Origin of the sequence: Streptomyces regalis (genome assembly GCF_001509475.1) — a bacterium.
GTDB lineage: Bacteria > Actinomycetota > Actinomycetes > Streptomycetales > Streptomycetaceae > Streptomyces > Streptomyces regalis.
Genome location: NZ_LLZG01000376.1, coordinates 1 through 23198, shown reverse-complemented (window position 1 = coordinate 23198; position 23198 = coordinate 1). Strand labels below are relative to the sequence as shown.

30 protein-coding genes and 1 pseudogene are annotated in these 23198 nt (G+C 68.5%); 19 read left to right on the top strand and 12 right to left on the bottom strand.

Translation table 11 applies throughout. The annotated features are described in order from the left end of the window. The first annotated feature begins 20 nt into the window (after nucleotides 1-20). On the top strand, nucleotides 21-494 hold the full coding sequence (locus ADL12_RS37085; protein ID WP_062711021.1) for a hypothetical protein: 474 nt from the start codon (nucleotides 21-23) through the stop codon (nucleotides 492-494). Next, nucleotides 491-1102 carry a hypothetical protein gene (locus ADL12_RS55185; protein WP_062711019.1) on the top strand — a complete coding sequence of 204 codons (612 nt, stop codon included), beginning with the start codon at nucleotides 491-493 and terminating at the stop codon, nucleotides 1100-1102. The genes ADL12_RS37085 and ADL12_RS55185 overlap by 4 nt, the downstream gene beginning before the upstream one ends. Before the next feature lie 111 nt (nucleotides 1103-1213). On the opposite strand, the pseudogene ADL12_RS51510 reads toward ADL12_RS55185, so the two are convergent. From ADL12_RS51510 to ADL12_RS37070, 3 genes and pseudogenes are all read right to left on the bottom strand, one after another. Next, nucleotides 1214-1750: pseudogene (locus ADL12_RS51510) on the bottom strand (aminoglycoside phosphotransferase family protein); the annotation flags it as partial. 9 nt (nucleotides 1751-1759) lie between these two features. After that, nucleotides 1760-2041, bottom strand: a complete 282-nt coding sequence (locus ADL12_RS37075) for a hypothetical protein (protein ID WP_062711018.1) — start codon at nucleotides 2039-2041, stop codon at nucleotides 1760-1762. Beyond that, nucleotides 2038-2301: a hypothetical protein gene (locus ADL12_RS37070; RefSeq protein ID WP_062711015.1), complete on the bottom strand. Its 264-nt coding sequence runs from the start codon at nucleotides 2299-2301 to the stop codon at nucleotides 2038-2040. Before ADL12_RS37070 ends, ADL12_RS37075 begins: the two co-directional genes overlap by 4 nt. 184 nt (nucleotides 2302-2485) lie before the next feature. Between ADL12_RS37070 and ADL12_RS37065 the strand changes: the two genes are divergently transcribed. The 5 genes from ADL12_RS37065 to ADL12_RS37045 all read left to right on the top strand — a co-directional run bounded on the left by ADL12_RS37065 (nucleotide 2486) and on the right by ADL12_RS37045 (nucleotide 4648). Further along, nucleotides 2486-3319, top strand: coding sequence for a helix-turn-helix domain-containing protein (locus ADL12_RS37065; protein ID WP_062711013.1), 834 nt, complete (start codon nucleotides 2486-2488; stop codon nucleotides 3317-3319). Next, nucleotides 3316-3519: a DUF397 domain-containing protein gene (locus ADL12_RS37060; protein ID WP_062711011.1), complete on the top strand. Its 204-nt coding sequence runs from the start codon at nucleotides 3316-3318 to the stop codon at nucleotides 3517-3519. Before ADL12_RS37065 ends, ADL12_RS37060 begins: the two co-directional genes overlap by 4 nt. Further along, entirely contained in the window at nucleotides 3516-3731 is a 216-nt protein-coding gene (locus ADL12_RS37055) for a DUF397 domain-containing protein (protein WP_062711008.1), read from the top strand. The genes ADL12_RS37060 and ADL12_RS37055 overlap by 4 nt, the downstream gene beginning before the upstream one ends. Before the next feature lie 210 nt (nucleotides 3732-3941). Beyond that, nucleotides 3942-4292: a hypothetical protein gene (locus ADL12_RS37050; RefSeq protein ID WP_062711005.1), complete on the top strand. Its 351-nt coding sequence runs from the start codon at nucleotides 3942-3944 to the stop codon at nucleotides 4290-4292. Further along, the gene (locus ADL12_RS37045) at nucleotides 4289-4648 is read left to right on the top strand and encodes a hypothetical protein (protein ID WP_062711001.1); all 360 of its coding nucleotides are present in this window, start codon (nucleotides 4289-4291) and stop codon (nucleotides 4646-4648) included. The genes ADL12_RS37050 and ADL12_RS37045 overlap by 4 nt, the downstream gene beginning before the upstream one ends. On the opposite strand, the gene ADL12_RS37040 is transcribed toward ADL12_RS37045, so the two are convergent. The 6 genes from ADL12_RS37040 to ADL12_RS37015 all read right to left on the bottom strand — a co-directional run bounded on the left by ADL12_RS37040 (nucleotide 4623) and on the right by ADL12_RS37015 (nucleotide 10254). Then, nucleotides 4623-6056, bottom strand: coding sequence for a HAMP domain-containing sensor histidine kinase (locus tag ADL12_RS37040; protein WP_062710998.1), 1434 nt, complete (start codon nucleotides 6054-6056; stop codon nucleotides 4623-4625). The two genes, ADL12_RS37045 and ADL12_RS37040, sit on opposite strands and share 26 nt — an antisense overlap. Further along, entirely contained in the window at nucleotides 6053-6790 is a 738-nt protein-coding gene (locus ADL12_RS37035; RefSeq protein WP_062710995.1) for a response regulator transcription factor, read from the bottom strand. The genes ADL12_RS37040 and ADL12_RS37035 overlap by 4 nt, the downstream gene beginning before the upstream one ends. A gap of 79 nt (nucleotides 6791-6869) precedes the next feature. Further along, nucleotides 6870-7058, bottom strand: a complete 189-nt coding sequence (locus ADL12_RS37030; protein WP_062710992.1) for a hypothetical protein — start codon at nucleotides 7056-7058, stop codon at nucleotides 6870-6872. 46 nt (nucleotides 7059-7104) lie between these two features. After that, nucleotides 7105-8172, bottom strand: a complete 1068-nt coding sequence (locus ADL12_RS37025; RefSeq protein ID WP_062711152.1) for a S1C family serine protease — start codon at nucleotides 8170-8172, stop codon at nucleotides 7105-7107. A 152-nt stretch (nucleotides 8173-8324) separates the two neighbouring features. Further along, nucleotides 8325-9347, bottom strand: coding sequence for a LacI family DNA-binding transcriptional regulator (locus ADL12_RS37020; protein ID WP_079052475.1), 1023 nt, complete (start codon nucleotides 9345-9347; stop codon nucleotides 8325-8327). Between the two features lie 127 nt (nucleotides 9348-9474). Beyond that, on the bottom strand, nucleotides 9475-10254 hold the full coding sequence (locus tag ADL12_RS37015; RefSeq protein WP_062710985.1) for a winged helix-turn-helix transcriptional regulator: 780 nt from the start codon (nucleotides 10252-10254) through the stop codon (nucleotides 9475-9477). Between the two features lie 181 nt (nucleotides 10255-10435). On the opposite strand from ADL12_RS37015, the gene ADL12_RS37010 reads away from it, so the two are divergent. From ADL12_RS37010 to ADL12_RS37000, 3 genes are read left to right on the top strand one after another with little or no spacing between them, the layout of a single operon-like run. Beyond that, complete coding sequence (locus tag ADL12_RS37010; protein WP_079052474.1) at nucleotides 10436-11311, top strand: alpha/beta hydrolase; 876 nt, start codon at nucleotides 10436-10438, stop codon at nucleotides 11309-11311. Between the two features lie 37 nt (nucleotides 11312-11348). Further along, nucleotides 11349-11603: a MoaD/ThiS family protein gene (locus tag ADL12_RS37005; protein ID WP_030052141.1), complete on the top strand. Its 255-nt coding sequence runs from the start codon at nucleotides 11349-11351 to the stop codon at nucleotides 11601-11603. 2 nt (nucleotides 11604-11605) lie between these two features. Beyond that, the gene (locus ADL12_RS37000) at nucleotides 11606-12907 is read left to right on the top strand and encodes a hypothetical protein (RefSeq protein WP_062710979.1); all 1302 of its coding nucleotides are present in this window, start codon (nucleotides 11606-11608) and stop codon (nucleotides 12905-12907) included. Between the two features lie 64 nt (nucleotides 12908-12971). Here the strand turns inward: ADL12_RS37000 and ADL12_RS36995 are convergent, their stop codons facing one another. Continuing rightward, on the bottom strand, nucleotides 12972-16061 hold the full coding sequence (locus tag ADL12_RS36995; protein ID WP_062710976.1) for a glycoside hydrolase family 18 protein: 3090 nt from the start codon (nucleotides 16059-16061) through the stop codon (nucleotides 12972-12974). A 255-nt stretch (nucleotides 16062-16316) separates the two neighbouring features. On the opposite strand from ADL12_RS36995, the gene ADL12_RS36990 reads away from it, so the two are divergent. From ADL12_RS36990 to ADL12_RS36975, 5 genes are all read left to right on the top strand, one after another. Then, nucleotides 16317-17054, top strand: coding sequence for an LmeA family phospholipid-binding protein (locus tag ADL12_RS36990; protein WP_062710971.1), 738 nt, complete (start codon nucleotides 16317-16319; stop codon nucleotides 17052-17054). A 206-nt stretch (nucleotides 17055-17260) separates the two neighbouring features. Continuing rightward, nucleotides 17261-17368 carry an Ms5788A family Cys-rich leader peptide gene (locus ADL12_RS58670; RefSeq protein WP_351714517.1) on the top strand — a complete coding sequence of 36 codons (108 nt, stop codon included), beginning with the start codon at nucleotides 17261-17263 and terminating at the stop codon, nucleotides 17366-17368. Nucleotides 17369-17494: 126 nt separating this feature from the next. Then, nucleotides 17495-18334, top strand: coding sequence for a sulfurtransferase (locus ADL12_RS36985; protein ID WP_062710968.1), 840 nt, complete (start codon nucleotides 17495-17497; stop codon nucleotides 18332-18334). Nucleotides 18335-18398: 64 nt separating this feature from the next. Continuing rightward, nucleotides 18399-18689 carry a DUF1416 domain-containing protein gene (locus ADL12_RS36980; protein WP_043502058.1) on the top strand — a complete coding sequence of 97 codons (291 nt, stop codon included), beginning with the start codon at nucleotides 18399-18401 and terminating at the stop codon, nucleotides 18687-18689. 241 nt (nucleotides 18690-18930) lie between these two features. Then, nucleotides 18931-19212 (top strand): DUF3099 domain-containing protein, encoded by a 282-nt coding sequence (locus tag ADL12_RS36975; protein WP_062710964.1) that lies wholly within the window; start codon nucleotides 18931-18933, stop codon nucleotides 19210-19212. A 4-nt stretch (nucleotides 19213-19216) separates the two neighbouring features. Here the strand turns inward: ADL12_RS36975 and ADL12_RS36970 are convergent, their stop codons facing one another. Continuing rightward, complete coding sequence (locus ADL12_RS36970) at nucleotides 19217-19579, bottom strand: DsrE family protein (protein ID WP_062710960.1); 363 nt, start codon at nucleotides 19577-19579, stop codon at nucleotides 19217-19219. Nucleotides 19580-19893: 314 nt separating this feature from the next. Between ADL12_RS36970 and ADL12_RS36965 the strand changes: the two genes are divergently transcribed. From ADL12_RS36965 to ygfZ, 3 genes are read left to right on the top strand one after another with little or no spacing between them, the layout of a single operon-like run. Then, nucleotides 19894-20469, top strand: coding sequence for a heme-binding beta-barrel domain-containing protein (locus ADL12_RS36965; RefSeq protein WP_062710958.1), 576 nt, complete (start codon nucleotides 19894-19896; stop codon nucleotides 20467-20469). Nucleotides 20470-20500: 31 nt separating this feature from the next. Next, nucleotides 20501-20938 (top strand): Fur family transcriptional regulator, encoded by a 438-nt coding sequence (locus tag ADL12_RS36960; protein ID WP_062710955.1) that lies wholly within the window; start codon nucleotides 20501-20503, stop codon nucleotides 20936-20938. 10 nt (nucleotides 20939-20948) lie between these two features. Further along, the gene (gene ygfZ, locus ADL12_RS36955; RefSeq protein WP_062710952.1) at nucleotides 20949-21914 is read left to right on the top strand and encodes a CAF17-like 4Fe-4S cluster assembly/insertion protein YgfZ; all 966 of its coding nucleotides are present in this window, start codon (nucleotides 20949-20951) and stop codon (nucleotides 21912-21914) included. Nucleotides 21915-21925: 11 nt separating this feature from the next. Here ygfZ and dtd read toward each other — a convergent pair whose 3' ends face one another. Then, nucleotides 21926-22351 carry a D-aminoacyl-tRNA deacylase gene (gene dtd / locus ADL12_RS36950; protein ID WP_062710949.1) on the bottom strand — a complete coding sequence of 142 codons (426 nt, stop codon included), beginning with the start codon at nucleotides 22349-22351 and terminating at the stop codon, nucleotides 21926-21928. A gap of 159 nt (nucleotides 22352-22510) precedes the next feature. Here dtd and ADL12_RS36945 point away from each other — a divergent pair, with 159 nt between their 5' ends. Continuing rightward, nucleotides 22511-23152 carry an RsiG family protein gene (locus ADL12_RS36945; protein WP_062710946.1) on the top strand — a complete coding sequence of 214 codons (642 nt, stop codon included), beginning with the start codon at nucleotides 22511-22513 and terminating at the stop codon, nucleotides 23150-23152. Nucleotides 23153-23198 lie beyond the last annotated feature (46 nt).

Here is a 23198-nt window from a genome sequence, read left to right as displayed (position 1 = left end):
GGATATGTCATGATCGCGCCATGAGGAAGATCATTGCATTAGCGACAACTGTCCTGTCCGCCGCGGTACTTCTGTCCGGTACGGCGGCTCCCGCGCAGGCCCTGCACCCGGCCCAGCCGAACCCCTGGGACAGGAGAGTCAAATGCACGTCGACCGATGACGACGGGCGCAAGATCGTCACCAGGTTCGGCAACTCTGATTTCGGCTGGAACCACTTCACTCACCGCCACAACATCAAGAAGTGTTCCATCCTTAACGCCGCTCTCAAGGATAAAGTCGATCGTGACGACGGTCACGGGCGCCTTGAGTACGACGGCGTCGCCATCAGGACCGGCGGCAGGCCTGTGCAGGTCAACTTCGTCGTGATCGTCCAGTACACGCGAAAGACCAAGGACGGGAAGTACGACGCCGGCCGGGGGCAGAAGATCGGCGTCATCAACGCCTTCTGCCGTAACCAGCCGAACAACAAGTGCCCCGCATGGATGAACCAGTGACGGACCCCGAAGACCGACAGCAGCAGGCGGCCGTCAGCCGCCTGCTGCTGTACTACCTCAACGCGCCCATCGTCGAAGGCTGCCGCCTGCGCGGAGTCCTGCCCACTCCCGGCGCCGTGCGGATCGCCATCCACGCCGGAGACGACGAGGAAGGCGCCACCTTCCTCTACGAGATCCCCCACGACACCGTCGCCCCGTACTACATCCCCGGCATCCTGCGCACTGTCCTGGCCGGAACCCAGCTCTACGGCAGTAGTGACATCAGCGAAGCCATGGGAATGACCCTCATCCGTCTCCACCCGGAGCAGATCACCCCTGCCCCGGAGCCCGAACAGGGCCAGGCGCTCACCGTCCTGCGGGCCCTGTCCGACCCAGGCGACAACGAGTACCCCTTTCTGATCGGCTTCCTGATGCTGGGCCACAATCTGATGCGCCTTTACGTGCAGCGACCCGACCAGCCCGGCATCATCGGCGCGGACATCCGTCTGACTGGTACGTCCACCGCGCTGATCGCCTCCCTGCCCACGCTCATCCACGAAGAGCAGTACCAGCAGCCAGCCCCCGACGATCCCCATTGTGACCTCCTCGCCGACTTGACCAACTGGTAGAACAGCTGGCGGCCTGTCGCCCGGCGCAGGCCATCGGGTGCTTCTCCGCGCTGCCCGGACTGTGTGGTTGTGCCGATCGCCGCCCAGCTCACGCACGGTTGCCAGAGCCGCGTCCAGCACCCGGCGCGGCAGCGGGTGCTCCAGCTCCCCGGCGTCTCTGCGCAACTCCTCCTCCCAGACGCCGGCCCGCTCGCGCAGCCGGGGCAGTGGGGGTAGTCCGGGCGGTGTGGGCGGTGCGGGGATGGCCAGCCGGTGATTGAGCCGACCGGCGACCGCCACGACCTCGTCGTTGTCCTCGACCTCGGCCAGGGTCGACGCGTATGCCCGTTCGAGCAGCATCGCGAACCGCTCGTCGTCGCGCTTGTGCAGCAGCACGGCCCCGCGCCCGCCCCACACCGCGAACGCGTCCGGCTCATGGACGTTGCCGGGGTGGGGGAACGACACCTTCAGTACGGCGGCGGCATGGTCCTCGTGCCGTACCGGGACGATGATTCCGACACCGCCGTGCCTCACGTCCCCGTCCGGAACGCAGCCCCAGCGGGCCAGCAACTCGCCGACGATGGCGGGCAGTTCGGCGATCCAGCCCGCTCCGGACTCTCCCTCGCGTTCGACGGTGCCGCGCGCGAATGCCTCCGGTACGGCGGTCATTCGGGCACTTTACGGAAGCCGTTGGCCTCGACTGGCCGCGATGCGGAGGACGTCCGTCAGCGACTCGACGGTCCTGGTGAGCGCGAAGCGCACGGCGCGTTCACCGGCCTTGGCGTCTGCCAGAACGGCTCTGGCTCCGTGGAGCACCTGCTCGCCCGAGTCGAGCTGGGCCGCCTCGATGTCGTCGGCGAGCAGAGAGAGCCTGCTGCGGTCGCTGTCGGTGCTGAGGTAGCAGGGTTTGCCGTCGGGGGCGGTCCAGGGGAGGAGGCGGAGTTCGTCGGGGGCACTCATGCGGAGACCTCCTGTCCGGCCCTGCGGCGCAGCTCGGCGTCGATGCCGTAGGTGGCGATCCAGTGGGCGCGGCGGCGTTGCAGGATCCGTTCGCGCTCGCACCGGCATACGTGGACGGGGTGGCGGGGCGCGGTGGGCAACGGCCTTGTGGTGAGCGGAGGTTGGGGCGGGGCGGCTCGGTGGCGTCCCCGGGTCGGGAGCAGTACTCGTACGAGTGCGATCAGTAGCGATTCGATGAGTTGGGCGGTACGTTCGCGCATGTCGGCGCTCCTTGTAAGCGTCGGCCATGCCCCCGGGCCGAGCTGCATCGGTCGCGGGGGTTTTGGCATGGCAGGGGTCTGACGAGCGGTGATTACCGTTCGTGCCCTGATCGTCACAGGTGCGGCGTACGCTGCGGAAGAGGTTCGGTGTTGTCTGGGGCGCCAGGCAACGGGGAGGGGTGACGTGGGCGAAGTCGTTGACGGGGAGCGGGAGTCGGGGCGGGCTGTGCTGGGGCGGACGCTGAAACTTCTCCGGGAGAAGGCGGGTAAGTCACTGGGGCAGCTGGCCGAGGACACCGGGTACGACAAGAGCTACCTGAGTCGGCTGGAGTCGGGTGCGCGGCTGTCCAAGGTGACGGTCATGGAGGACCTGGACAGCTATCACAGCTCGGGTGACCTGCTGGTTCGCCTGTGGCGGGATGCGCGCAAGGAGGTCGTCAAGGACAAGTACAAGCGGTTCATGGAACTGGAGGCGACGGCACGGCTCATGTGGATGTTCCAGCTGCGCGTGCCGGGCCTGTTGCAGACCGAGGACTATGCACGAACGGTGTTGTCAGGGTTGTCTGGAGCTCAGACAACGGCTGGCAACGGTGAAGAAGTCGAAGAGCAGGTGGCGTTGCGCATGGGACGGCAGGAGTTGCTGTACCGCGATCCGGCGCCGAGTGTCCGCGTGATCCTGGACGAGGGGGCGTTACGGCGCCCGGTTCCCGACGCGAAGGTGTGGACGGACCAGTTGTCCCACCTGTTGGAGGCCGCGGAGCTGCCCTCGGTCGCACTACAGGTGCTGCCGTTCACCGCCGGAGTGCACGACCTCATGAGCAGCGACCTCATCCTGTTGTGGCAGCGAGCCGGAGATCCCGTTGCCTATGTGGAGGGCAACGGCTTCGGGGAGCTGTTCGAGGATCCGGACAGGGTTCTGCCCTTTCGCTTGTCCTACGATCTGGTCAGGGACGCGGCTTTGACTCCGGTGGAGTCGACGGCGTTCATCAAGCGCCTTCTGGAGGAGTGCAGATCATGAACCGAACCCCCGACCTGACCACCGCCGTGTGGCGCAAGTCGTCCTACAGCGACGGGGGAGCATCGAACTGCGTCGAGGTCGCCGACGGCCACCCCGGCATCGTCCCCGTCCGCGACAGCAAGGTCCCCGCAGGCCGCGTGCTGCTCTTCGGGGCGTCGTCGTGGTCCGCGTTCGTGCACGGCGTGAAGGAGACCGCGTGACCCCTGACCTCACCACCGCCGTGTGGCGCAAGTCGTCGTACAGCGGAGGGGGAGACAACGACTGCGTCGAGGTCGCCGACGGCCACCCCGGCGTCGTCCCCGTCCGCGACAGCAAAACCCCGACGACCCGCCCCCTGATCTTCTCGGCGTCGTCCTGGTCCGCCTTCACCGACGGCGTCAAGGCGCAGGCGGGCATGCACACCGTCGGGTGAAGCGGGCGGGAAACCGGGACGGACATGGGTTCGGTCCGGCCACTGTGACCTCATGGCAGAGAACACGATCACCGGCGAAGAGCTCGATCAAGGGCTGGATGCGCTGACCAGCCCGCTGTCTCCGTCGGAGCCGGTGCACGAACAATCCGCGCGGGGCCGGTGAGCGCGGTTATGGTCGTAGACACGGCGCGTCGAAGGAGGACACCGATCATGTCTGCTCATGCTGCGGAACGCGATCCGATCGTCCCTCCCATGCCCGAGCGCACCCCAAAGGCGCTGCGCGAGGCCATCGCCCAGCACACCCCCAAGCTCCTTCGCGACTTCGACGAACACTGGCGATGGGCGATCGCCGACGCATACAACGTCGGCCCTGCGGCCGCGTTCGTGGCCTTCTGGTGGGGCGAGTACGCCATCGCCCGCGATCGCAAGCTCGATGCTCACGTGCACGATCTTGAGCACCGTGCCGCGTACGAGTGCACCGACATCGAGGAGGCCAAAGCTCTTCTTGAAGAGGTGTCGAAGATCCGCTACCGGGTGCGAGAACTGGAGCCCGGCGAGTGAATGACGGGTTTATGGGGCCGCCTTGGCAGATGGACTGGCGGCTCAGTGCTCTCGCCACCCGCGAAGCGCTGCCTGAGCAGGTGCGGGAGATGGTCGACGCCGCTCGCGCCGAACTGGTCACGGCGAAGGATCCCTATTTCCGTGGCATCGAGACGGATGCCCACCTCCCTGATGGCATGCAGGTCAGGCCAATCCTGTCCAGCGAGCCGAAAGGGGCACGTGCCCTCTTCTTCGACAACGGAAACGGCTGGCTGAAGTACAGCTTCGTACGTCGAACCGAAGATCCCCAGATCGTCGTGGAAGAGATCTTCTGGCAGGAAACGGACCTGTCTACACTGCCTCCGGCGGAGGAGTAGCCGCCCCCGGCAACCGCACCGTCGCCACCGTCCCCCCGCCCTCCGCGCCGGCCAGCATGACCTGACCGCCCGCCTGCTCAACCGTCCGCGCCACGATCGACAAGCCCAGCCCCGACCCCGGCAACGCCCGCGCACTCGGCGAACGCCAGAAGCGGTCGAAGACGTGGGGGAGTTCGTCGGCGGGGATGCCGGGGCCGTGGTCGCGGACGGTGAGGACGCCGTCGGCGAGCTGGACCTCGATCGTGCTGCCCTCGGGGCTGAACTTCACCGCGTTGTCGAGGACGTTGACCACCGCGCGCTCCAGCGCCGCCGGTTCCGCCCGTACGTACCAGGGCTGAAGGTCGGCCGTGATCGTCAGCTCCGGGCCACGCAGCCGTGCCCGGCGCAGGGCCGACTCGACCGTTTCCTCGAGCGAGATCACCTGGACGCGTTCGCCGCGCTGGCTCTCCGAGCGGGACAGCTCCTGCAAGTCGCCGATCAGGGCGGCCAGTTCGGTCATCTGCGCCTTGACGGAGGCGAGCAGCGCCTTGCGGTCCGCCTCGGGGATCGGGCGGCCCGTCTCCTCGCTGCGGGTGAGGAGTTCGATGTTGGTGCGGAGGGAGGTGAGGGGGGTGCGGAGTTCGTGGCCGGCGTCGGCGATCAGTTGCTGCTGGAGTTCGCGGGAGCTGGCCAGGGCGGAGGTCATGGAGTTGAAGGAGCGGGAGAGGCGGGCCACCTCGTCCTCGGAGTCTTCCTCGACCGGGATGCGGATGCTCAAGTCCTCGGTGCGCGCGACGTGTTCGACGGCCTCGGTGAGTTTGTCGACGGGGCGGAGGCCTGCGCGGGCCACTGCGAGGCCGGCGGCTCCGGCGCCGATCACTCCGACACCGGAGACGAGGAGGAGGATCAGGGCCAGCTCGTTGAGCGTGGACTGGGTGCCCTTGAGGGGTACCGCCAGCTGCAGGGCGACCCCCTTCGAGTCGTTCTGGTCCACGCCCAGGTACCGGGTCAGCACGCGTACGGCGTTGCCGTCCTCGTCGGTGCCGTTGCGAAAGAAGACCTTGTCGCCCTCCGCACCCTTGATCACGTCCGCGTCGGAGCCGTTGACCTTGATGGTGCCCGGGGAGTTCGGGTCGACGCAGGGGTCGCCCTCCTCCTTGATCGCCTGGACGTAGTCGTTCCGGCCCGGGAACACCTGAGTGTTCCCCTGGGGGCTTTGTGTGCAGCTCTGCAGGAGCGAGGCGACCGTGCCAGGCCTCCGCGCCATGTCCTTCAGGTCGCCGTTCAGCTGGTCGTACAACTTCCCCTGCACGATGAACCAGCACGTCACCGAAACCGCAGCCACCGCAAACGCCACCGCCGCCGCCACCAGCAACGCCAGCCGCGACCGAATCGGCAGCGACCGGTACCGGCGTAGAACCCTGTTCACTCCGCCCCACCCTGCCGCAGCACATACCCCACACCCCGAACCGTGTGCACGAGCCGCGGCTCGCCTCCCGCCTCGGTCTTGCGGCGCAGATACATGACGTACACGTCCAGCGAGTTCGACGACGGCTCGAAGTCGAAGCCCCACACGGCCTTCAGGATCTGCTCACGCGTCAGCACCTGGCGCGGATGCGCCATGAACATCTCCAGCAGCGTGAACTCCGTACGGGTCAGCTCCACCGGCCGCCCACCCCGCGTCACCTCACGCGTGGCGAGATTCATGCGCAGGTCGGCGAAGGTCAGCGCCTCGTCCTCCTCCCCGGCGTCCGCACCGGCCGCCGCCGCGTACGAGCTGCGCCGCAGCAGCGCGCGGACCCGGGCGAAGAGTTCGTCCAGTTCGAAGGGCTTGACCAGGTAGTCATCCGCACCCGCGTCCAGACCCGTCACGCGGTCGCCGACCGTGTCGCGGGCCGTCAGCATGAGGATCGGTGTCGTGTCGCCGGCGCCGCGGATGCGGCGGGCTGCGGTGAGGCCGTCCATGCGGGGCATCTGGATGTCGAGGATCACCAGGTCGGGCCGGTAGGCCGTCGCCTTCTCCAGGGCGTCGGCGCCGTCGACCGCGACCTCGGTGTCGTACCCCTCGAAGGCGAGGCTGCGCTGGAGTGCTTCGCGCACCGCCGGCTCGTCGTCGACGATCAGGATGCGCTGGGGGTCACGGTCGCCATCGGCGGGGCTCATGGGCTCGGGATCCTCGGGTGCGGTGGGACAGGGGGCTGAGCGGCTGAACGCCTTCAGCCTTACATGATTCCTGGGTTACTCAGCCTCGTACGGTACGACGGCGGCCGCGGGCGGCGGCCGCCCGGCGACCGGCGTTCAGGCCGGTGGTCGCCAGCTCCGGCGCCCGGGACGGGGCCGTGGGCGCGTGCAGGGCGCCGGCGATCTCCAGGGCGAGGGCGATGTCGGCCGCGCCGACGCCGGTCGTGCCGTGTTCAACCTGCTGGATCATGACGTACTCCTTCAGCTCTGCCAGCTCTGCGCGTCAGCCAGTTCTGCTAGCTCTGCGAACCCGACCGCAGCTTCGCCAGGTCGGACTTGACGGTGTTGATCGGGATGGCGAAGCCGAGGCCCACGCTGCCCGCGTCGGACGAACTCGAGCCGGCGGCCGAGTACATCGCGGAGTTGATGCCGATGATGTTGCCGTTCATGTCGATCAACGCGCCGCCGGAGTTGCCGGGGTTCAGGGACGCGTCCGTCTGGAGCGCCTTGTACGTCGTCGTCGACGAACCGGTGTCGCCGTTGAACTGCTGACCGCCGAACTCGAACGGCCACTGCCCGTTGCCGCCACCACCCTGCTGCTGGCCCTCATCCGTCGAGACGGTCACGTCACGGTTGAGCGCGGACACGATGCCGCTGGTCACCGTGCCGGTCAGGCCCTCGGGGGAACCGATCGCCACCACCTCGTCGCCGACCTGGACGCCGTCGGAGTCGCCGAGGGTGGCCACCGTCAGCCCGGAGGCGTCCCGCAGCTTGATCAGCGCGAGGTCCTTGCTGCTGTCGGTGCCGACGACCTCGGCGGTGTACTCCTTGCCGTCGCTGGTCGTCACCTTGATCGACGAGGCGCCGGAGACGACGTGGTTGTTGGTGACGATCTCGCCGTCACTGGAGATGATCACGCCCGAGCCGGTGGAGGACCCGGCGTTCGAGGTCGCGTTGATCTCGACGATGCTCGGGCTGACCGCCTTGGCGACCCCGGAGACCGTGCCCCTCTGGCTGGAGGGGACGACGTTGGTGCTGGTGGAGCTGGAGGCAGCGGCGACGGTGTCGTTGCCGGTCAGCTCCTGTATGCCGTACGCCGTGCCGCCGCCGATCGCCGCGGCGACGATCGCCACGGCGGCGAGGAGGGCGACGGGGCCGCGGGTGCGGCGCCGTGCCTTCGGCGGCTGGGCGACGGGCTCGGTGAGGAGAGCGGTGGGGGCTCCGCCGCCCGCCTGGACCGCAGGGTTGTACGCCGGCGGGGGCGGCCACTCCGGGTTCACGGGGGAGGAGGCGTGCTGCTGGGCGCCCTGGGAGGGGTTCGTGTACTGCTCGTACTCGCCGTCGCGGCGGAAGCTCTCGGTCATGGACATGAGCTTGTCGCCCGACCATGAGAGCTTCCTGAGTGCTCCCTGAGAAGCCCGGCAGAAGCTCGTATGCCCGATGTAAAGACCGTTCTCGCGGCGCGCCGAGGCCTCTCAGGCGGGCTTCATAAAAGCCCGCCGACCTTCACTGGCCCTCACTTGCAGCCGCAGGACCGCCGTGGCACCAAGCGGGAAGGGAACACCTTCAGCCGCTCCCGCCGCGAACCCGCCACCCGCAGACCGTCGTCCAGGACCAGATCGACCGCGGCCCGCGCCATCGCCGACCGGTCCGACGCGATCGTCGTCAGCGGAGGATCCGCCAACGCCGCTTCCTTGATGTCGTCGAACCCGGCGACCGCCAACTGCCCCGGCACATCGAGTCGCAGCTCGCGCGCCGCGCGCAGTACGCCGATGGCCTGGTCGTCGGTGGAGCAGAAGATCGCCGGCGGGCGCCTGGGGCCGGAGAGAATGTCGAGGGCTATGCGATACGCGTCGTAGCGGTTGTACGGCGCCTCGAACAGCCGGCCCTCGGTCGGGATCTGGGCCTCGGCCATCGCGCGCCGCCAGCCCTCGACGTGGTCGGAGACCGGGTCGCCGACCGCCGGGGTCTCGGCGGTGCCGCCCATACAGGCGACGTACTCGTAGCCGTGCTCCAGAAGGTGGCGTACGGCGAGCTGGGCGCCGCCCAGGTCGTCGGTGACGACGGCGACGTCGTCTATGGCCTCCGGCCGCTCGTGGAGGAGGACGACGCGGGCGTCCCAGGCCTCGATCTCGGCGGCCGCCAGGTCGTTCAGAGCGTGGGAGACGAGGATCAGCCCCGAGACGCGCATCCCGAGGAACGCCCGCAGATAGTGGACCTCGCGCTCGCCGACGTAGTCGGAGTTGCCGACGAGGACCATCTTCCCGCGCTCGGCGGCGGCCCACTCGACCGCGTGCGCCATCTCCCCGAAGAAGGGCTGGCGCGCGTCCGGGACGATCAGGCCTATGAGATCGGTGCGCCGCGAGGCCATCGCCTGGGCGACCCGGTCGGGCCGATAGCCCAGCTCCTTGATCGCGGCGAGTACACGCTCGCGCGTGGCCGGGGCAACCGGCCGGGGTCCGTTGTTGATGACGTAGCTGACGACGGCAGTGGAGGTCCCTGCCAGTCGAGCCACGTCATCGCGAGTCACCTTGGCCACGCGCGGAGTCTACGCGGATGGACCTGCTCTGGGCAGGGCGTGAAGGAGCTTCCCTGTCGCCCGGCTGCCACCGGGTTGTGCGAAAGCAACGCCGTCGACGCCCCGCCCGAGCGTCCGCTGTGCCTTTCTATGCCTCGGCCCGCACTTCGACGTCGTCCAGGGCGGCCGTCTCGTCCGCATCCTCCGACTTTGACCGGTCGGCCTTGGCCTTGGCCTCCTCGGCGACGCGGTCGATCTTCTCGGGAGTAACGAATCGATAACCGACGTTCCGGACGGTCCCGATGAGTGACTCGTGCTCGGGGCCGAGCTTGGCGCGCAGTCGTCGTACATGGACGTCGACGGTCCGGGTGCCACCGAAGTAGTCGTAGCCCCAGACCTCCTGGAGCAGCTGCGCGCGCGTGAAGACCCGGCCGGGGTGCTGGGCGAGGTACTTCAGGAGCTCGAACTCCTTGAAGGTGAGGTCGAGGACCCGGCCCTTGAGCTTGGCGGAGTAGGTCGCCTCGTCGACGGACAGATCGCCGTTGCGGATCTCCATCGGGGAGTCGTCGTTGACGATCTGCTGCCGGCCCATGGCGAGCCGCAGCCGCGCCTCCACCTCCGCCGGACCGGCGGTGTCGAGCAGTACGTCGTCGATGCCCCAGTCGGCGGTGACGGCGGCGAGGCCGCCCTCGGTCACGACGAGGATGAGCGGACAGCCGGGGCCGGTCGAGCGCAGCAGCTGGCAGAGGCTGCGGACCTGCGGCAGGTCGCGCCGGCCGTCGATGAGGATGGCGTCGGCACCCGGGGTGTCGACGAGGGCGGGGCCTTCCGCCGGAGCCACGCGCACGTTGTGCAGCAGCAGGCCGAGGGCGGGGAGCACCTCCGTCGACGGCTGGAGGGCATTGGTCAGGAGCAGCAGAGAACTCATACGTCTGGTTCCTCCTCGGTCCCTGCGAGGACGTGTGCGGTACGGAACTGCTCTGCGATCCCGAAGGCCCCGTACACCTGCGGTCACCTGAGGTTTCCCGCTTCGTATACAACGCTTCCGAAAGCACAAAAGGACCCGGGGGCTACGCTGCCCGAGTCCTCTGCCCAGCAGAATAGCCCACATGAGCAACGGTCCGGCAGGTCATGTGGCACGATCGACGGTTCGTCCGAACTCTGAGACAACCAGACGTACACCTATGCGGACGTTTCTGCACACCGACGACGGGGTGACGATCGATTCCGTATACGACCCGGGTGCGGTCGTATACGACGCCTCCCGTCCATCTGCCGGTGACCTGGCGTTCGTCGTGGCCCACGGGTTCACCGGCGACGTGGACAAGCCGCATGTGCGCCGGGTGGCGGAGGCCTTCACCCGGTACGGGGCCGTCGTCACCTTCTCCTTCCGGGGCCATGGCGCGTCGGGCGGCCGTTCGACGGTCGGCGACCGCGAGGTGCTCGACCTGGCGGCCGCGGTGCGGTGGGCCCGCGAACTCGGACACGCGCGTGTGGCGACCGTGGGCTTCTCGATGGGGGGCTCGGTGGTGTTGCGGCATGCGGCGCTGTACGGCGAGCAGGGCGAGGAGACGGGGGAGACGGGGGAGCGCATGGGTGTGGACGCGGTCGTGTCGGTGAGTGCGCCCGCGCGCTGGTACTACCGGGGTACGGCTCCCATGCGGAAGCTCCACTGGCTGGTGACGCGACCCGAGGGGCGCCTGGTGGGCCGCTACGGATTCCGCACCCGTATCCACCATCGCGAGTGGGACCCGGTGCCGATGCCACCGGTCGAGGCGGCGGCGCGGATCGCGCCCACGCCGTTGCTGATCGTGCACGGCGACCGGGACGGTTACTTCCCCCTCGACCACCCCCGCATGCTGGCCGCGGCCGCCGCTGACCATGGCGAACTCTGGCTGGAGCCGGGCATGGGGCACGCCGAGCACGCGGCCGCCGACGAGCTGCTGGGCCGGATCGGGGACTGGGCTGTCGGTCGGGCGGGCTAGCCTGACGGGGTACACAGCCGATTGATTGAGGAACCGGATGCCAAAGGTCACGGTGCGCTACTGGGCCGCCGCGAAGGCCGCGGCCGGGATCGCCGAGGAGCCGTTCGACGCGGCCACGCTCGCCGAGGCGCTCGACGCCGCCCGCGAGCGACACCCCGGTGAACTCGTGCGCGTCCTGCAGCGATGCTCGTTCCTCGTCGACGGTGACCCCGTGGGCACCCGCGAACATGAGACGGTACGGCTGGCCGACGGCGGCACGGTCGAGGTGCTTCCGCCGTTCGCAGGAGGGTGACGATGACCGACCAGCCGTATCAGGGGTACGACGGGTACGACCCGTATCAGCAGCAGGCCCAGCCGCCTGCTCAGCAGCCCGCGCCGCAGGGATGGCCCGGGCAGCAGGCGTACGACGATCCGCAGGCGGCCCAGCAGTACACGCAGCAGTGGCAGGGGCAGACCTGGGAGACCCAGATGCAGCCGCCGGTCGCGCCGGCCTCGGCGGCGGAGACGTCGTATCTGCCGTCGCAGGGAGCGGGGGTGCCTGCTTCCGAGTACCGGGGCGGGAGCCCGTCCGGGTATCAGGGCGGGGGCTGGGACGGCGGCGTGCCGCAGGCGCCGGCGCAGCAGCAGGCCCATGCTCAGCAGGCCCATGCTCAGCAGGCCCATGCTCAGGGGCAGACGCGGCCACAGCCGCAGAGCCAAGGCCACGGCCAGGGCCAGGGCCAGGGCCAGACCCACGCTCAGCAGAACTGGACGCGGACCCAGGCCCCCGAGCCCGACACGGATGCACAGGCGGGCGACGGCGACGGCCCCGACTACGGCCCCGCGACCGTCTCCGGCAACGCCCGTATCACCGACGCCCAGCGGGCCCGGCTGGAGGGACGCTCCCCGGTCATCGAGCCGGGGGTTCAGCCGGCCGCGCTCACGGCGCTGCTGGGGCTGCTGCTCTCGGGCACGGCGGCGATCGGGTCGTACGCCCTGCTCGTACCGCTCGTCGTCCTTCAGGCGGTGACGGCGGCGGGCTGGTTCCGGCTGAACGGCATGTGGCCGGCCCGGCAGGGCATCGCGCTGGCCTTCGCGGGCGCGGTGACGGCGGACGTGGCGCTGCTGGCGGCCGACCGGGCGCCGGCGGCGATTCTCGGCACGCTGGGGGTCTGGGTGCTGCTGGCGCTCGTGCTGCAGCTCCGTTCGCATGCCGACCCGGACGAGCGGATGTACGGGCTGATGGCGACCGTCGCTTCCGCGGCGCTGTCGATCGTCGCGGCCGGGTACCTCGCGGCGGAGGCGGACGCGGTGACGGTGGGCGCGGTGGCGGTCGCCGTCGCGGTCCTGGCGCGGGGGCTGCCGTTGCCGACGCCGGTGTCCGTGGTCGTCTCGCTGCTTGCGGCGGCTGGGGCGGGAGCTGTGGTCGGTGCGATGACGGGGGTGGGCGGAAGCGGGGCGCTGCTCGGTGCGGGTGCGGCGGTGTGCGCGCTGATCGGCCACCGGGTGGCCAGCTACGACTACCCGTCCCGGTTCGTGCACTTCACGGCGGGCGTCGCCCTGCCGCTGGCGGCTGCGGCACCGGCGGTGTACCTGCTGGGCCGGGCGCTGGTCTGAGCGGGGGCGCTGCCCAACGAACGGGCGGCGCCCCCGCGCTACGACCTGACCGGTGACGCCGGAATCAGGTGGGGTCGGTCTCCAAGTCGATTCGCGTGGCCAGCTCGCCCGCCGCCCACATCTCGCGGGCGCGCTTCAGACAGTCCTCCTCGGACTCCACGTCGTCCGCCAGCTGCAGACCGATCCGGTTGTTGATCTCGTCCGCCCTGTTGTCCGCATCGGACCCCGGGCGGCCGAGCTCGTGTGCCTCGCCCATCGCCACGGCGAACTTTTCGCCCAGCCTCTTCTTGAGCAGACACTGCCAGTACACATGGCGCACGGCGTTCTGCTCCTCGGCGTCCGTCATGTGCTCGACGACCTGGAACACCCTGCGGTGAATCCCGAGCCAGTGGAAGAGATTGGCGGGGTACTTGAGAATTACCTGGTACTCCTCGTAGGAAATGTTCTTCCCGACCAGGTAGACGTACTTTTGAAGGGCGGAGAATCCTTCTGCCTGCAGATCCTTCATCACCTTCGACAGGATTCCCGCGGCTTCCGCCATGTTCCGTGACACGGAATCCATGGAGCCCGAGTTGGAGAATCCCAGCCAGCCGACTCCGGTGACAGCCAGGATCAGGGCCCGGGTGGCGATGCCCAGCGGGAAGGGGACCAGGAGCGTGATCGCCGACACGCCCAGGAACGCCGCGACCTGGCCCGCGCTGATGTCCCGGGACTCGATGTCGCTCCATTTGGCGAGTTTCTTCCAGGTTTCCACCATGGAGTCGAAGACGTCCGCATTCGGTACGGTGTCGCACTCGCAGCGGAAATCGACGCCGCTCGGCACGTTCATGTGCATGGTCCAGTCGCCCGGTTTGGGGTCCTTGACGATCAGGCACCGCACCGAGGAACCGGACATCAGGACGAACTGGTTGGCGTCCTCGACGGCGCGGTCGTAGGTGTTCCCGTCAGGGTCCTGGAGGGTCATCACGACGCCCTCGGGGAACTCGGTCGATTCGCCGTTCCGAGTGATCACCGAGTAGAGGTAGGGCGTTCCCTCCCCGACGGTCATCGTGGTCGTCAGGTTCACCTGCGTCACGTTGGGCTCGGTGGGGAAGTCGTCGATCAGGCAGTAGGAGCAGTCGTTGGGCCCGGCGGCCCGCGTCACGAGCGAAGGCATGGTGGCCGGCTCGTCGCTGACGTCGAAAAGGCCCCAGAGGCCGCCGACTCCCTTGTCATCGATTTCCGTCGGCTGGTCGAAGTACTGACCTGCGACGAGCGCCGGGGTCTGCCGCGCGGCGGCCTTCCAGTCATCACTGAGCGAGAGGCCCATGAGGCGCGAGCTGTACCGCGTGAACCCGGACGGCGCCCCGTCCTCCGCTTCCATGTGACCCCAGTACCAGGCCGGAACATCGTCCGATTCGACGACGTCGAACTCGCCCCAGAGCCCCAGCGCCCCCTTGTCCACGATGCGGGTCGGCCGGTTGAAGTACTGCCTCCTGATCACCGCCGGAGAGCGTTTGGCGACGGTTACCCAGTCCTCACCGTCGGGGATGTTCCACAGCCGGGCCGAGAACTGCCGCACACCGGGCCGGATCTCTCCGTCGTCCTTGAACTGAAGGAAGTCACTCGCATGGCCCAGGAATCCGACGGAGTCCCACAGGCAGTGGCTGGCCACCGGGACCGGCGGGTTCGTGACGGGCTCGGGCTCGGGGTTGCCGGAGGCGCGGTAGAGGGCCTTGATGATGCTCTTGCCGTCTTCCCAGACGTCATTGGAGAGTTCCCAGATGATGACGCCCTGGGCTCCCGCTTCCTTGAGGAAGTTCAGTTTGGTGACGGCGGTGTCCGGGGTTTCGAAATAGATGTTGTGGGCGTACGGGTAGTCGCCCGGAGGCAGGGGTTCGCCGAGGGCGGGTCGGGGTGTGGTTCCGGGAGTCTTGATGTTCGCGTTCGCGGCTTTATGCGCGTCCGGGAACGCGTCCAGGATTTCCTTGTACCGCAGAACCTTGTATCCCGGGGGCACCTCCCCGGTCAGGTCGTCCGGCTCCTTGGCGGCGGTGAAGTCATAGCCGTAGATCGGCACCCCGGCCGCTATCTTGTCGCGGGCCACCCCGTGCCCTGTCCCCTGCCAGTTCACGAAGAGCGGGTTCGTCCAGTACCAGAGAGAGTCCTCCACCGACCCGATCGGGTTGTTCTCCATGTTGTCCGCGCCCGGGGAGGCCGAACCGCCCGTTCGGGGCCCTGGCCAGGCGCCCTGCTGTTCGGGAAGGTACGACTCCTGGTAGACGTCCGCCTCGCGTATCTCCGCGGTGTCCTTGCCGCGGATCTTGAGCAGGGCGGTGTGCGGGCCCACCGGAGACCGGTCCCAGGACCCGGTGAGGTCATAGGTCATGACCCCGAGCCAGTCGACGTGGTCCGCGACCGCCGGGTCGTAGTTGTTCCCGTACCACGAGGTGCCGAAAATGGCCGCTGACACGATTTTGCCGGGCATGGCCTGCTTCAGTTTCTGAGCGAACAGCGTCAGGCCCCGCCCTGCGGGATGCGGCCCGTCGCTCTTCAGCCGGCCGCCCTGGTCCGGCTCACCGGGTTTGCCCCACCAGCACTCCAGATCGAGGTCGACACCGTCCAGGCCGTTGGCGGTGACGAAGTCGGCCACATTGCGCACGGCCTGGTCGAGCTGGGGGGCAGCCGGATTGTTTCCCACCGCCGTCATCAGGTCCAGGAAGGCGTAGTCGTTCGCGCCGCCCAGTGCAACCATGATCTTGGTGTTGGACAGATTCCCGGCGATGACGACATCCGGGAGAATCGTCTTGATCTCCGCCATCGATGCGGGGTCGAACTCGCCGAGGCTGCTCTGGCTGAACGTCAGGAACGCGATGATCCCGTGCGTGATGTACTGATACATCTCGCCATTGCCGTAGTCGAATCCCTCCGCCTTTCGCCAGGTAGGTATGTAGGCGATGATTTTCGACTGCTGGACCGGAGTATGGGCGGTCTGGTCGTACAACTCGTCGAAGAACCGCCAGCCATTCGTGTTGGCATCGCCGACCCCCGGCTCCGAAGCCCAGAAGGCGGCACGGAAGATGTTGCCCTTGTACTTGGTGACGGCTCCTGCCTGATATCCCTCGGGTTTCGCAACCCAATCGGGGACATCGGGGTAATCCGACGAAACGCCCATGGGAAACTCATTCCTCCTCGACGGCTGGACAGTTGGAGGGTACGAATCAAGTGAGGCCGTGGTCATGGCTTTAGGGGTCGGTGTTGCGCCAACCGTGAGGATCCGTCTTGCGCCAACTCGGTCCGTCTCCCCTGTCACAGATGATCGACAATTCGCCGAGTCAGGCCTTCCGCGGAGTTACGCTCGCGCTGACGGCCACCCGGTCGTCGGTGACCGTCATCGTTGATGACCTTTGAGGTGGGGGAACACCACAGCATGCGCGCCCTTCGGATACTCCTGATCGTCGTCGTGATACTCGGCGGCCTCTTCGTGCTGGCCGACCGGCTCGCCGTCGGGTTCGCCGAGGACGAGGCCGCCGGCAAGCTCCAGACCACCGAGAACCTCGACGCGGCCCCGGACGTGTCCATCAAGGGCTTCCCCTTCCTGACCCAGGTCGCGAGCGGCACGCTGGACGACGTCGAGGTCGGCATCAAGGACTACGAGGCCGCCACCGGCACCGACGGCAAGACGATCCGCATCGACGACCTCACGGCGAACATGAAGGGCGTCGACTTCTCCGGCGACTACAGCTCGGCCACCGCGGCCACCGCCACCGGCACCGCGTCCATCACCTACGCCGAGCTGCTGAAGACGGCCAAGTCCGAGCCCACCCAGGTCGCCCCCGGCGTCACCGCCGGCATCGTCGGCCTCTCCGACGGCGGCAACGGCAAGATCAAGGTCGCCGTCGAGGCCACCGTCCTCGGCACCAAGCTGCCGAACCCGGTCTACGTCCTGAGCTCCGTCACCACCCAGGGCGACACCGTGAAGGTGCACGCCGACACCCTGCCCAACTTCGGCGGCGCCGACATCGCCGAGAACCGGGCCCGCGCGATCACCGACTTCGAGCAGCAGATCGACGGCCTCCCCGGCGGCATCCAGCTCGACAAGGTGCAGGCGGCGAAGAACGGCGTCGAGATCACGGTGAAGGGTTCGAACGTCCGCCTCGCCGGGTAGTACGGCCACCGAACCTGGTCCCACACCCCTGTGTCCGATTGGCGAGACGGTGTCGTCCGTACCGTAGATGTGACTGCCGATACATCGGCCCGAGAGGCGTGCGGCGGCGCCCTCGGCAATGAGTCAATCCCGCATCCTGGACGATCCCGTCTCAGCATGCGACACGCCGGTGACACGCCCGCCTGTCCGTCCCTACGATCGTGGCCATGCAGTGTCAGACAAGCGTCCTCCGGTCGCGGGGACAGGCGGATCTCACGAAGCGGCGGGCAGTCGACCTGTGCCGCGTCGCCGCCATGCTCTGTCGCCCCTTCTGAGCGGAAGCTCCGACTTCTGCGTTTCCCCGCGCCCTGACCAGGGCACAGGTGCGCCGTCTCGGCACGAGCGCGCGCACCCCTCGCACTCGCACGCCCCGCCGCAACTGCCCCGGAGGAGAGAAGAGCATGAGCCGCAGCGACGTCCTCGTCGACGCCGACTGGGTCCAGGAGAACCTGGACAACCCCAGCATCGCGATCGTGGAGGTGGACGAAGACACGTCCGCCTACGAGAAGAACCACATCAAGAACGCGATCCGCATCGACTGGACCAAGGACCTGCAGGACCCGGTCCGCCGTGACTTCATCGACCAGGAGGGCTTCGAGAAGCTCCTCTCGGCGAAGGGCATCGGCAACGACACCCTGGTGATCCTCTACGGCGGCAACAACAACTGGTTCGCGTCGTACGCCTACTGGTACTTCAAGCTCTACGGCCACGAGAACGTCAAGCTCCTCGACGGCGGCCGCAAGAAGTGGGAGCTGGACGCCCGCGAGCTGGTCGAGGAGGTCCCGGCGCGTCCGGCGACCGACTACAAGGCCAAGCCGCAGGACAAGTCCATCCGCGCCTTCCGTGACGACGTCGTCGCCTCGATCGGCTCGCAGAACCTGGTCGACGTGCGTTCGCCCGACGAGTTCTCCGGCAAGCTGCTCGCCCCGGCCCACCTGCCGCAGGAGCAGTCGCAGCGTCCGGGTCACGTCCCGACCGCGCGCAACATCCCGTGGTCGAAGAACGCCAACGACGACGGCACCTTCAAGTCGGACGACGAGCTCAAGGAGCTCTACGCCGAGGAGCAGGTCGACCTGGCGAAGGACACCATCGCCTACTGCCGTATCGGTGAGCGCTCCGCGCTGACCTGGTTCGTCCTGCACGAGCTGCTCGGCGTGGAGAACGTCAAGAACTACGACGGCTCCTGGACCGAGTACGGCTCCCTCGTCGGCGTGCCGATCGAGCTCGGCGCCAACAAGTAAGACCCAACCCGCGTGTAACCCCCGACCGGCCTTCCTTCCGGTCAGACCCCTCTTGGAGAAAGACATGTGTGGAGCGAAGGCCGGCGGCCCCGACGCCTCGACGATCAAGCCCGGTGAGACCACGATCCAGGGTCAGGTGACCCGCGACGGCGAGCCGGTGACGGGCTACGTCCGTCTGCTGGACTCGACCGGCGAGTTCACCGCGGAGGTCCCCACCTCCGCCACGGGCCAGTTCCGCTTCTACGCGGCCGAGGGCACCTGGACCGTCCGTGCACTCGTCCCCGGCGGCACCGCCGACCGTACGGTCGTCGTCGCCGAGAAGGGCGCGCTCGCCGAGGTCGCGATCGCGGTCTGAGCGAACTCAGCAGCCGAACAGCTGCCGAAGAGGGGCCGCACCCCGCGGGTTGGACGCCTGGGGTGCGGCCCTTCGGCATGACCGCCTGCCCCCCTGCCTGACGCGCTCCTTGCGCTGCTTCGCAGGCTGCGGTGCGCTGCGTCGGACTCCGTCCGCCGGCTCCGCGTGGCGTCTGGTCCGCTGTGTCTTGTGCCTGCTGGTCATCTCACGCTGAATCGCGTGTCCGGCCTACCCTGGAACCATGTACGCACGGCGACGTCACCTGTACTTCGCCATGATGGGGACCTGCATCACGCTCTTCGTCCTGGCCTGGGGCGTCGTACGCCTCTGGTCGGTTCCGGTGGCCGTGGGCATGTGTGTGGTCGCCATGGTCATCCCGCCGCTCGCCGCGATGGTCGCCAACCGGCGGGGGCCGGAGGACCGCTGGTGGGACGACCCGTCCGGTGACCCCAAGTCCGACGAGTGGTGGGACGAGCTGGACGGCAAGAAGCGTCCGGGCGGTCCCAGCAGCGGGGTTCAGTAGGGGGTCAGTAGACGAGCGCCTGCGTCTTGTCCCCGAGTGCCTCCTGTACGAACACCTGCGCGCCCGCGATGCGGACACCTTCGATGACGTCCTTCTCCGTGATGTCCCGGCGGGCCGCGCACTGGGTGCACAGGGTGAGGCGGCCGGTCGCCAGGATCGAGTCGATGAGGTCGGGGAGCGGGGCCGCGTGCGGGAGCTCGAACTCGGCGGCACGGCCCGGGAGGGCGAACCAGGCGGACTCGCCGGTCAGCCATACGGAGACGTCGACGCCGCTGGCCACGGCCACCGCCGCCACCGTGAACGCCTGCGAGCAGCGTTCGGGGGCATCGGCCCCCGCCGTCACCTTGATCACGAGCTTCTTCGCCATGACCGAATCGTAGTCAAGGCCCCTGCGAGGCGGGTGTCGATCATGAGCCTTCGCAGAGTCGGCTGCTCGGCCTACCCGTGAGGGTGTACCTCACACAGAGGGCCGGGGCACGGCCGCGTAAGCTGGGGCCCGGCCCTGTGTACGCAAAGCATTCCCCGCGCTCAATCGAGGAGCACCCCGTGGAGATCTTCTTCGAAGTCCTGCTGGTCCTGGTCGCCGTCGGCGTTCTCGCCTTCGCCGGTCTGACCGTGAAGAAGCTGTACCAGGGCCAGCGCTGACCGCCATCACCGACGTACGAGGCTTCTGAGCTGCTCATGATCGAGATCCCGTCCGACCTCCACAAGGACCTCGTCCCCCTCGCCTTCCTGCTCGGCAACTGGGCGGGCGCGGGCGTGCACGACTTCCCCGGCTCCGAGAAGTGCAACTTCGGGCAGGAGGTCACCTTCTCGCACGACGGCCGGGACTTCCTGGAGTACCGGTCGCACACCTGGGTGCTGGACAACGACGGCAACAAGGTCAGGCCGCTGGAGTCCGAGCACGGCTTCTGGCGGATCGACGCCGACCGCAAGGTCGAGGTCACGATGGTCCGCCACGACGGGGTCGTCGAGGTCTGGTACGGCGAGCTCGCCGACAAGAAGCCGCAGATCGACCTGGTGACGGACGCCGTGGCGCGGACCGCCGCCTCCGGCCCCTACACCGGGGGCAAGCGGCTCTACGGCTACGTCAAGAGCGACCTGATGTGGGTCGGCGAGAAGCAGACCCCCGAGGTCGAGCTGCGCCCCTACATGTCGGCCCACCTGAAGAAGGTCGTCACCCCGGAGGAGGTCGAGCGCTGGGCCAAGGCCCTCCCGGACGACCTGCCGGACGACGGCATCGCCTTCTTCAAGTAAGCAGCCGTTCGAGTAGCTCTAGACTTCTGGTGTGGTGAGCACCGACTGGAAGAGCGACCTCAGGCAGCGCGGCTACCGGCTGACGCCGCAGCGGCAACTCGTGCTCGAAGCCGTGGACACCCTTGAGCATGCGACCCCCGACGACATCCTCGTGGAAGTGAGGAAGACGGCGTCGGGGGTCAACATTTCCACCGTGTACCGGACCCTGGAGCTCCTGGAGGAGCTCGGGCTGGTCAGCCACGCCCATCTCGGGCACGGTGCGCCGACGTATCACCTGGCCGATCGCCATCACCACATCCACCTGGTCTGCCGGGACTGCGAGAACGTCATCGAGGCGGACGTCCAGGTGGCCGCCGAGTTCACGGCCAAGCTGAGCCGGACCTTCGGCTTCGAGACCGACATGAAGCACTTCGCGATCTTCGGCCGCTGCAAGGACTGCTCTCTGAAGAGTTCAACTACCGAGTCGTAGGCTTAGGCATATGAAGAGCCCCCTGCTGACCCTGCCCGGCGCCGTCCCCGCCGAGGGCGTGGACGAAGGCGTCGCCGCCCACTACGGCGACCTCTTTCGCGAGCAGCGCGCCCTCGCCGACGGCACCGGTTTCGTCGACCTCTCGCACCGCGGAGTCGTCACGGTCTCCGGCGAGGACCGGCTGAGCTGGCTGCATCTGCTGCTCACCCAGCACGTCAGCGACCTCCCGGTCGGCGAGGCCACCGAGGCGCTGATCCTCTCCGCGAACGGCCACATCGAGCACGCGCTGTATCTCGTCGACGACGGTGCGACGGTCTGGGCCCATGTCGAGCCCGGCACCCAGGACGCGCTGATCGCGTACCTGGAGTCGATGAAGTTCTTCTACAAGGTCGAAGTCGCCGACCGGACCGCCGAGTTCGCGGTCGTGCACCTGCCCGCCGGCTCCATCGCCGAGGTGCCCGAGGGCGCCGCCGTACGCGAGACGGCGTACGGCCGTGATCTGTTCCTGCCGCGCGCCGACCTGGAGTCGTACGCCGCGAAGGCGGGTCCGGCGGTCGGGATCCTCGCGCATGAGGCGCTGCGGGTGGAGCACCACCGCCCCCGCCTCGGCTTCGAGACCGACCACCGCACCATCCCGCACGAGCTGGGCTGGATCGGCACCGCGGTGCATCTGCAGAAGGGCTGTTACCGGGGCCAGGAGACGGTGGCCCGGGTGCAGAACCTCGGCAAGCCGCCGCGCCGGCTCGTCTTCCTGCACCTCGACGGCAGCGAGGTCCATCTGCCGGCCCATGGCACCGAGCTCCGCCTCGCGGACGAGGGCCCCGACGGCCGCAAGATCGGCTTCATCACGACGTCGGTACGGCACCACGAGCTGGGCCCGGTCGCGCTCGCGCTGGTCAAGCGGAACGTGCCGCTGGATGCTCCGCTGGTGGCGGGGGACACGGCTGCGGCGCAGGAGGTCGTCGTAGAGCCCTGAGGTCCTGGGCCTCAGATCTCCAGCAGCACCGTGAACGGGCCGTCGTTCGCCAGGGACACCCGCATCTGCGCGCCGAAGCGGCCCGTCGCCACCGTGGCGCCGAGGGCGCGGAGCTGGGCGACCACCTCGTCGACGAGCGGCTCGGCCACGTCGCCGGGGGCGGCGGCGTTCCAGGTGGGGCGGCGGCCCTTGCGGGCGTCGCCGTAGAGGGTGAACTGGCTGATGACGAGGAGCGGGGCGTCGATGTCGCTGCAGGACTTCTCGTCATGCAGCATGCGGATCGACCAGAGTTTGCGGGCGAGCCCGGCCGCCTTCTCCTTGGTGTCCTCGTGCGTGACACCGACGAGGACACACAGCCCCTCGCCCGCGATCTCCCCGACCGTCTCACCGTCCACGACGACACTCGCGCCGTCCACCCTCTGCACCACAGCTCGCATGCCGCCATCATGCCGTGTGCAGGAAAGTGCCTCGTAAGGGGCTTCTTTTTTGATCCTTAAGCCCCCATCTGGGGCTGTTCATGGGCACTCGGTCACATAGCGGCCGGTTGTGATGGCACGATGCTTCCCACACGCCGGTCGAGGGGACGGTAGAGGCACATGAGCACACCGAGTACCGGGCAACCACCCGGGGCTGTCCTGTGGACCCACGCGGGCCAACTGGACGGCCTCAGGCCGCCCACGCAGCGCACCGCCGACGATCCGGGCCCGGGTCCGGGTCCGGGTCCGGGTCCGGGTCCGAGGCTGCCCGTGGAACCGCCCGAGCACGATCTGACCGTGCTCAGCCTGCCAGAGCTGCGCACCCTGCGTCGGGACGCCCAGCGCGACGAGGCGGACCTGAGTTATGTACGACGACTGCTGCAGGGGCGCATCGACATCCTGCGGGCGGAGCTGGCCCGGCGCTCTCCGGCGGGCGCGGCGTCCGTCGTGGAGCGTCTGTCGGAGATCCTGACCGACGCTCCGGCGCGCCACCGCTCCTCGGCCCGCCATGTGACGCTGGGCACCCCGCAGAGCGAGGAGTACCGGCGGCTGGCGGCGGAGATGCTGGCCGAGGTCGAGCTGTCGGACCTCGAGGCGCGTACGGACGTCGAGCTGACCACCGCGATGGGGCGGCTCGTGCAGTACGAGCAGCAGGTGTCGGGGCGCCGCCAGCGGTTGCAGCGGACGGCCGACGACTGCAGCGCGGAGATCACGCGCCGCTATCGGGAGGGCGAGGCGCAGGTGGACGACCTGCTGACTTAGCCGGCCTCGTCCACAGGCTGTGGACGAAGGAGGCGGGGGCGGGGGC

Bases quoted from the DNA above. Each gene is read 5' to 3' on its own strand.
- ADL12_RS37050 (WP_062711005.1), top strand. From the start codon at position 3,942: ATGTCTGCTCATGCTGCGGAACGCGATCCGATCGTCCCTCCCATGCCC.
- ADL12_RS37075 (WP_062711018.1), bottom strand. From the start codon at position 2,041: ATGAGTGCCCCCGACGAACTCCGCCTCCTCCCCTGGACCGCCCCCGAC.
- ADL12_RS37005 (WP_030052141.1), top strand. From the start codon at position 11,349: ATGCCAAAGGTCACGGTGCGCTACTGGGCCGCCGCGAAGGCCGCGGCC.
- ADL12_RS37035 (WP_062710995.1), bottom strand. From the start codon at position 6,790: ATGAGCCCCGCCGATGGCGACCGTGACCCCCAGCGCATCCTGATCGTC.
- ADL12_RS37085 (WP_062711021.1), top strand. From the start codon at position 21: ATGAGGAAGATCATTGCATTAGCGACAACTGTCCTGTCCGCCGCGGTA.
- ADL12_RS58670 (WP_351714517.1), top strand. From the start codon at position 17,261: ATGCAGTGTCAGACAAGCGTCCTCCGGTCGCGGGGACAGGCGGATCTC.
- ADL12_RS36970 (WP_062710960.1), bottom strand. From the start codon at position 19,579: ATGGCGAAGAAGCTCGTGATCAAGGTGACGGCGGGGGCCGATGCCCCC.
- ADL12_RS37030 (WP_062710992.1), bottom strand. From the start codon at position 7,058: ATGATCCAGCAGGTTGAACACGGCACGACCGGCGTCGGCGCGGCCGAC.
- ADL12_RS36975 (WP_062710964.1), top strand. From the start codon at position 18,931: ATGTACGCACGGCGACGTCACCTGTACTTCGCCATGATGGGGACCTGC.
- ygfZ (WP_062710952.1), top strand. From the start codon at position 20,949: ATGAAGAGCCCCCTGCTGACCCTGCCCGGCGCCGTCCCCGCCGAGGGC.
- ADL12_RS36990 (WP_062710971.1), top strand. From the start codon at position 16,317: ATGCGCGCCCTTCGGATACTCCTGATCGTCGTCGTGATACTCGGCGGC.
- dtd (WP_062710949.1), bottom strand. From the start codon at position 22,351: ATGCGAGCTGTGGTGCAGAGGGTGGACGGCGCGAGTGTCGTCGTGGAC.
- ADL12_RS37070 (WP_062711015.1), bottom strand. From the start codon at position 2,301: ATGCGCGAACGTACCGCCCAACTCATCGAATCGCTACTGATCGCACTC.
- ADL12_RS36980 (WP_043502058.1), top strand. From the start codon at position 18,399: ATGTGTGGAGCGAAGGCCGGCGGCCCCGACGCCTCGACGATCAAGCCC.
- ADL12_RS36965 (WP_062710958.1), top strand. From the start codon at position 19,894: ATGATCGAGATCCCGTCCGACCTCCACAAGGACCTCGTCCCCCTCGCC.
- ADL12_RS37015 (WP_062710985.1), bottom strand. From the start codon at position 10,254: ATGAGTTCTCTGCTGCTCCTGACCAATGCCCTCCAGCCGTCGACGGAG.
- ADL12_RS36985 (WP_062710968.1), top strand. From the start codon at position 17,495: ATGAGCCGCAGCGACGTCCTCGTCGACGCCGACTGGGTCCAGGAGAAC.
- ADL12_RS37025 (WP_062711152.1), bottom strand. From the start codon at position 8,172: ATGACCGAGAGCTTCCGCCGCGACGGCGAGTACGAGCAGTACACGAAC.
- ADL12_RS36945 (WP_062710946.1), top strand. From the start codon at position 22,511: ATGAGCACACCGAGTACCGGGCAACCACCCGGGGCTGTCCTGTGGACC.
- ADL12_RS37000 (WP_062710979.1), top strand. From the start codon at position 11,606: ATGACCGACCAGCCGTATCAGGGGTACGACGGGTACGACCCGTATCAG.
- ADL12_RS37060 (WP_062711011.1), top strand. From the start codon at position 3,316: ATGAACCGAACCCCCGACCTGACCACCGCCGTGTGGCGCAAGTCGTCC.
- ADL12_RS37010 (WP_079052474.1), top strand. From the start codon at position 10,436: ATGAGCAACGGTCCGGCAGGTCATGTGGCACGATCGACGGTTCGTCCG.
- ADL12_RS36995 (WP_062710976.1), bottom strand. From the start codon at position 16,061: ATGGGCGTTTCGTCGGATTACCCCGATGTCCCCGATTGGGTTGCGAAA.